The organism is Bacillus salipaludis (assembly GCF_004358205.1).
Genome location: NZ_SMYO01000062.1, coordinates 1 through 5,123, shown reverse-complemented (window position 1 = coordinate 5,123; position 5,123 = coordinate 1). Strand labels below are relative to the sequence as shown.

At 33.5% G+C, this 5,123-nt stretch carries 6 protein-coding genes and 1 pseudogene; 3 read left to right on the top strand and 4 right to left on the bottom strand.

Annotated elements, in window-relative coordinates; translation table 11 throughout:
* Positions 1 to 225 precede the first annotated feature (225 nt).
* The gene (locus E2K98_RS30040) at positions 226 to 807 is read right to left on the bottom strand and encodes a DJ-1/PfpI family protein (RefSeq protein ID WP_133340610.1); all 582 of its coding nucleotides are present in this window, start codon (positions 805 to 807) and stop codon (positions 226 to 228) included.
* A 143-nt stretch (positions 808 to 950) separates the two neighbouring features.
* Between E2K98_RS30040 and E2K98_RS30035 the strand changes: the two genes are divergently transcribed.
* The gene (locus E2K98_RS30035) at positions 951 to 1,391 is read left to right on the top strand and encodes an Lrp/AsnC family transcriptional regulator (RefSeq protein ID WP_133340608.1); all 441 of its coding nucleotides are present in this window, start codon (positions 951 to 953) and stop codon (positions 1,389 to 1,391) included.
* A 132-nt stretch (positions 1,392 to 1,523) separates the two neighbouring features.
* A complete protein-coding gene (locus E2K98_RS30030; RefSeq protein ID WP_133340606.1) occupies positions 1,524 to 2,363 on the top strand; it encodes a tyrosine-type recombinase/integrase in 840 nt (279 codons plus the stop codon).
* A 109-nt stretch (positions 2,364 to 2,472) separates the two neighbouring features.
* Here the strand turns inward: E2K98_RS30030 and E2K98_RS30025 are convergent.
* The 3 genes and pseudogenes from E2K98_RS30025 to E2K98_RS30015 all read right to left on the bottom strand — a co-directional run.
* A pseudogene (locus tag E2K98_RS30025) lies at positions 2,473 to 2,679 on the bottom strand (aspartate/glutamate racemase family protein); the annotation flags it as partial.
* A 22-nt stretch (positions 2,680 to 2,701) separates the two neighbouring features.
* The gene (locus tag E2K98_RS30020) at positions 2,702 to 3,067 is read right to left on the bottom strand and encodes a hypothetical protein (protein WP_133340604.1); all 366 of its coding nucleotides are present in this window, start codon (positions 3,065 to 3,067) and stop codon (positions 2,702 to 2,704) included.
* Positions 3,068 to 3,357: 290 nt separating this feature from the next.
* Positions 3,358 to 4,221 (bottom strand): hypothetical protein, encoded by an 864-nt coding sequence (locus E2K98_RS30015; protein WP_133340603.1) that lies wholly within the window; start codon positions 4,219 to 4,221, stop codon positions 3,358 to 3,360.
* 301 nt (positions 4,222 to 4,522) lie between these two features.
* On the opposite strand from E2K98_RS30015, the gene E2K98_RS30010 reads away from it, so the two are divergent.
* On the top strand, positions 4,523 to 5,123 hold a 601-nt coding region (locus E2K98_RS30010), incomplete at its 3' end, for an IS110 family transposase (RefSeq protein ID WP_133340601.1).

The following is a 5,123-nucleotide window of genomic DNA, read 5'->3' as shown; positions in this document are numbered from 1 at the left end:
CCTTGACAAGCTAGATCCGAAAGGATATTTGGTCTATAAGTTGAACAAGGAATAACTCTATTCATACTGAATAAAACGCTAAATAAAAACATTTGGGTGTGGTGGGTTGACAGTTTCGTTCATATCAGTTCAATAACGGCAATGAAAAAAGGACTGCCCAAAACAGCCCATTTGTTATGAAACTATAGCACACGTAAGTGTAAGTACAATATTTCACAATTGTTCTTAAAATCCCATAAGCTCTTTTACATGATCTGCGTTCTCTTTAGATGTTAGCTTTTCGAGTAATAAAAATGCAACATCAAAAGCTGTACCTGGATTTGAAGATGTAATAATATTTCCATCCTGAACAATTAAATCATTTTGTACAACTGCACCGAAATTCTTTAACTGATCTTTTCGTTTACTCGTTGGATGATTGTATGTGGTGGCTTTTTTACCCGTAAGAATTCCACTTTTGCCAAGTGCTAATGATGCAACACAGATACTAGCAATCGGCTTCTGCTTTGTATGAAAATGTTGGATAACATTTAAAAATGGCGTACTGAAGGCATCTTCGTAAAAACCAGCTTCTTCAAATCCTCCTGGAATAGCAAGTGCATCAAATTCATCTAATTGAATATTATTGACCGTTTTTTCGGGTGTGACAGTAAAATTCCATGTACAAGTTAATTTATTCCGAAGACCAACTGTCACGACCTCAGTTGAACCGTCTCCCTCCCATTTATTCCAACCTAGCACATCTGTAAATACACTTGCTTCTACTGCTTCAAAGCCATTAGCCAACAATAATAAAATTTTTTTCATATCATTAATTCTCCTCCTTATTCCCTTATTTTATAAAAGTAAAAACAACTCTTACATAAGTTTAAAAAGGTTATTAGGCTATTCATCTTTAATTTATTAAGAATTTAGGTTAGTCTATTTAATAAAAAAAGGTGAGAGAACATATGGATGAAATTGATAAAAAAATCGTTAGGATATTACAGTTAAATGCAAAAATTTCAATGAAGGAATTGGCAGAAGTTGTTCATTTATCCTCTCCGTCGGTAATTGAGCGTGTACGTAAACTAGAGGAGCAACAAATTATTGAAGGTTATCATGCACATGTCGCTCTAAAAAAAATGAACCGTCCTATTTGCGCAATTGTATTATTTGAATCAAAGGATTGTAAAGCATTATCAAACTTTTGCCATAACCATCCAGATGTACTTGAGTGTTACAGAGTAGCAGGAGCAATAAGTTATATTGTCAAATTAGCAACGTATTCTGTAGAGAGTTTAGAACAATTTATTGATGATTCAATGCAATACGGTACACCCTCAACGAATATCGTGTTATCTTCTCATGAAAGAAAAATAATTGATCCTTTTACTTTAGAAGAAGAATAAAAAACTGGTAATTTCTTCTTCTCTCTCTTCTTGAAGTAAACTGCCCCGATAGTTGAATAGTCTCTCCCGTTTCAATTTCGAGAATCAAGTCAATAATTCCTCTAAAAAAGAAATTTTAGGGAGAGATGTATTTTGTTATTGTCAAAGGCATGGGAAACGTATGAATCCGATAAACGAATTGAAGGGTTCTCACCACAAACACTTACAGCATATAAACTTCAATCCACATTACTTATTCGATATTTCAAGGATGTTAAAATTGATGCTATATCCACTGTTCAACTAAAAGAATATCTGGCAAATTCGAGCGAAACCTTAAAACCTTCAAGTTTATCTCACCGAATACGTTTTATGAAATCATTTTTTCGTTGGTCACATGAAGAAGGACATGTTTCAAAAAATCCAGCTGTAAAAATAAAGGAACCTAAAGCAGGGAAACGAATTCCTAAGTTTTTAACAGAAATTGAAATTGAATATTTGCGTGAGGCTTGTACCAGCCCATTGGAAAAGGCATTGTTTGAATTCATGTTTTCTACTGGATGCCGCATAGGAGAAATTGTTACATTGCAAAGGAGTAGAATTAATTGGTCAAACCGATCCGCTATTGTTAGGGGAAAAGGAGATAAAGAAAGAGAAGTTTATTTTAATATCCGCTGTGAAATTTGGCTTAAAAGATACCTTGAACAACGCCAGGATGGCGATACCGCCATTTTTGTTACCGAACGGTATCCGCATCAAATGAGTATTGCCCAAATGAGATATATCATCAAGCGAATTTCAAAAAGATCAGGCATAAATAAAACGATCCATCCACACCAACTGAGGCACAGCTATGCTACTCACATGTTAAATAATGGTGCCCCTCTTGAAGTCATACAGAGTTTATTAGGTCATGAGAAAAGTGAGACTACGAGAATATATGCACAGTTAAGTGGGAGTTTAAGGCAAGAGCTTTATAGGAAGTATTTTTAAAAAGGGGCACAAAAAAGCAATGCGAAAATGCATTGCTTTTCTTCAATTCTTGCACCCGTTTGTTTAATAAAATTTCATGATAGTTATTATTGAATGTTGCATATACTACTTAATTTTCTAATATTTTATTAACTGATTCAATTGCATGTATTTCTGTTGTATCGAATAAAGGGACTTCTGAATCCTCTTGTTTGACTAATAATCCAATTTCCGTACACCCTAATATAATTCCTTCAGCACCATTTGCAACTAAGTTTTTGATAACATCCTTGTAATAATCCCTTGATGATTGCTTGATGTTACCTAAACATAATGGTAGTTGAACAAAATTTTTTATATTACTTTAAATAAAAAGTTTCCGCATTTTCGCCATTCCATTTAATTAATACCTTTATCGGTTTATCCTTAGAGGTTACGGAACATCCTCTACAAGATTTAGGGGTAGAAATTGTTGTACCTTTAAAATTTTCATCCCTTATAACAGTTTTACCGTTATTTATATTAACTTCGATATTCTTAAAGTTTGTTTTGCTATTTCCTTTCTTGAAATGAAACTCATAACTACCGTTCTCATTATTACCGTCGATATTAGCTAAATATTTCCCTTTCCAGTTTTTGCTTTCCCCAGAAAGAAGAATCTGTTCATTACTACATCCAACCAAAATTAAAACAAAAAGAATAAAAAATAAGAAAGTCTTTTTCATTGTAACCCCCTATAAAAAATAGCATTCTTATTTACTAATTCTCCCTATTTTGGTAATTATCCTTTATGCGTTTAAATGTTCCATTTTTCTAAATAGTCTTTAAAAATTTGCGATTATCTTATTCAACTAACCTGCCCCTTTACTTCAATAAGAAAAGCCGTCCCAAAAGGCAGCTGGATCTTAAAGTTCAAGATAGAAAATTACGATGTTATTTGTTTATCAAGAAAGTAGTGGAACAAGCAAAAAGCTGCCGAAGCAGCTATATTCCTTCAACTCTTACACCCGTTACTTTAAATATTTTCCTTCACAAACTTTTCATCTTCCATATTTATTAAGTAAACATTCCTCCCCTTAACTAAGAACAATTTGCTTCCTCTGCCAACGGCGTATTCATATTTCAGTTCTTCTCCATTCTGATCGACGGTTTGAAATGTCTTTCTTTGTTTGTCCCTTAAAGAATACAAATACACCACTGCTCTATCATCATAACCATGACTAAACAAAACAAAATCGTTCAGGTTAGCAAACGCATGACTTCCTTTTATGGGTATATTAGGGAAAATTTCATAGCCTGTCTTATTTAATTTTACAAGTGGAAAGTCATAATAATAATATATAATTGTACTTTCTGAAGTTACATTTAAAGCATAACAATCGTCTATGAAAGGAACCTTTCTCCCTGTTTGTATCACAAAATCATGATAATTAAATGTTTGTAATCCTTCTTTATCAAAACATCTTAAACCTGAATCCATATTTTCATCGAAATAACTTACCCATATATCTGAATTTTTTGTGGTTTGTACATCTTGAATTGCATCATCAAACGAAAAGGTCTTCAATACATTTCCTTGAATGTCAAACAAAGTGGCGTTCCTCAAATACCCTTCTTCTTCGTCGGTTCTTGCACTAACCATTAACCAATTCTCTTCAAGAGGTTGAGCAAAATCAAATGCTTCCTTTACCAAAGGAACATTGATTTCATTTATTTCTTGATTTAAAAAATGATATATCTTATGCAAATACTTACCTTTTGCATCTTTTTCTGTTAATAAAATAAGATTTCCATCGAAATCGACACTAATTCTAAAATCGTCAAATCCACTAGCTATATGTTCTATGTTAATATAATGGCTAGCTTTTATATTATTCATTTTTGTCCCCCCCTAAAAATCATAATCAACACTTGATAACATAAGCACCCGTTCGTATTATAAGGTCAGCCAGATATTTCTGGTTGACCAATTTTTATTTGGTTTTATTATAACGGTAGCCGGGGTAGAACGTAAGCACCCGTGGGACTTAGAACCCGTCAAGTAAACCGTTCGCCCCCTACTTGCTTAAACATGATTTGGCTGGTTGGGACATAGATCTCGTATAACAAGCGAAGCTATGATACTGCAAGAAGGAATTAGGGGTACCGGTGATTTAATTATAGGAGGAGGAGATTTATCGATGAATCCAGTCGTTGGTCTGGATATAGCAAAAGGTGAAAGTCAGGTTCAAGCTTTCTTGGATAAGAAAAAACCATACAAAAGTAGTTTTAAAGTTTCACATAAACTTGAGGGATTAGATACTTTACATCAATTTCTTAGAGAAATTGAGAACTCAACAGGGGTTAAACCTCCAATTGTTCTTGAAGCTACAGGGCATTATCATACACCCGTTGTTCAGTATTTTGAGGACAGAGATTACTTATTAATAATTATAAATCCTCTTGTCTCCTATCGAGCCAAGAGCTCAAGTTTACGAAAAGTAAAGACAGATAAAATCGATGCTAATCATCTCTGTGAGTTGTACTATAAAGAGGATTTAGAGCCCTATAAAAAACGTGGAATACATGTCTTAAACCTTCGTAATCTTACAAGACAACACGAAAACATAACAGGAATATATGTACAAGCCAAACTACAATTTCAAGCAGTTCTTGATCAGGTTTTCCCTGAATATGTAGGTGTTTTTGGGGATTTATATTCTGGTGTTTCTTTACTAACTTTATTAGATTATCCTACATCTAACGATGTCTTAGAAGCAGGAGAAGAAACGATAACAGTTA